This window comes from Apibacter adventoris, from assembly GCF_002964965.1.
Lineage (GTDB): Bacteria > Bacteroidota > Bacteroidia > Flavobacteriales > Weeksellaceae > Apibacter > Apibacter adventoris.
Window position 1 is genome coordinate 1 of record NZ_PSZN01000016.1, and the last position, 1,591, is coordinate 1,591.

Genomic DNA, 1,591 nt, shown 5'->3' on the forward strand with positions numbered 1-1,591 from the left:
AGAGGCAAAAGAACGAGAGAGATAAGACGAGCGCGCGAGAGAATAGAAAAGAAGAATAACAACCGGATAAATAAAAAGAGAGAGAAAGAAGGGGTAAAAGAGATAAACGAAGAATATGAGCGAAAAAAAGTAAAAAAAAGTGGGATAAAAAAATAGAATATAAAATATTGATAAATAAAGATATAGTGATAAGGAGTTAGAGGATGAATAAAAAAATATTAAAAAAAGTTTTGTAAAAATTTGTGAGGGAATAAAAAGTATGTATCTTTGCACCCGCAACTCAGGAACAGAGGAAAAGAGAAGGGAGGAGAGGAGCGAAAACGAACAGATCATTGACATAAAAATTTTAAGATAAAAAGTAGCAAAAACGACTTGGGAAAGCTCTATTAAAAATTAGGGTACAGGGAAAACTTTTGTAAAATTAAAAAGAATTACAATGGAGAGTTTGATCCTGGCTCAGGATGAACGCTAGCGGGAGGCCTAACACATGCAAGCCGAGGGGTATTTTGGAGCTTGCTTCAAGAGAGACCGGCGTACGGGTGCGTAACGCGTATGTAACTTACCTATATCACGGGGATAGCCCGGGGAAACTCGGATTAATACCGGATAACATATAATGTAGCCTTACATTGTATTAAAAGGATTTATCGGATATAGATAGGCATGCGTAGGATTAGTTAGTTGGTAAGGTAACGGCTTACCAAGGCAATGATCCTTAGGGGGCCTGAGAGGGTGAACCCCCACACTGGAACTGAGACACGGACCAGACTCCTACGGGAGGCAGCAGTGAGGAATATTGGACAATGGGTGAGAGCCTGATCCAGCCATCCCGCGTGAAGGACGACAGCCCTATGGGTTTTAAACTTCTTTTGTATGGGAATAAACCACATTACGTGTAATGTGCTGAATGTACCATACGAATAAGCATCGGCTAACTCCGTGCCAGCAGCCGCGGTAATACGGAGGATGCGAGCGTTATCCGGATTTATTGGGTTTAAAGGGTCCGTAGGCGGATTTGTAAGTCAGTGGTGAAATCCTACAGCTTAACTGTAGAACTGCCATAGATACTGCGAGTCTTGAATAGTATTGAAGTAGCTGGAATGTGTAGTGTAGCGGTGAAATGCATAGATATTACACAGAACACCGATTGCGAAGGCAGGTTACTAAATACCGATTGACGCTAAGGGACGAAAGCGTGGGGAGCGAACAGGATTAGATACCCTGGTAGTCCACGCTGTAAACGATGGATACTCGTTGTTGGGGAGTAAATTCTCAGTGACTAAGCGAAAGTAATAAGTATCCCACCTGGGGAGTACGACCGCAAGGTTGAAACTCAAAGGAATTGACGGGGGCCCGCACAAGCGGTGGAGCATGTGGTTTAATTCGATGATACGCGAGGAACCTTACCAGGGCTTAAATGGGAATTGACGTACTTAGAAATAAGTATTTCTTCGGACAATTTTCAAGGTGCTGCATGGTTGTCGTCAGCTCGTGCCGTGAGGTGTCAGGTTAAGTCCTATAACGAGCGCAACCCTTATCATTAGTTGCCAACGGGTAAAGCCGGGAACTCTAATGAGACTGCCAGTGCAAA

The 1,591-nt window shown here is 43.2% G+C and carries 1 rRNA gene; it reads left to right on the forward strand.

From position 1 onward, the window contains the following. Positions 1-433 precede the first annotated feature (433 nt). Positions 434-1,591: ribosomal RNA gene (locus tag C4S76_RS06360) — 16S ribosomal RNA — on the forward strand; the annotation flags it as partial.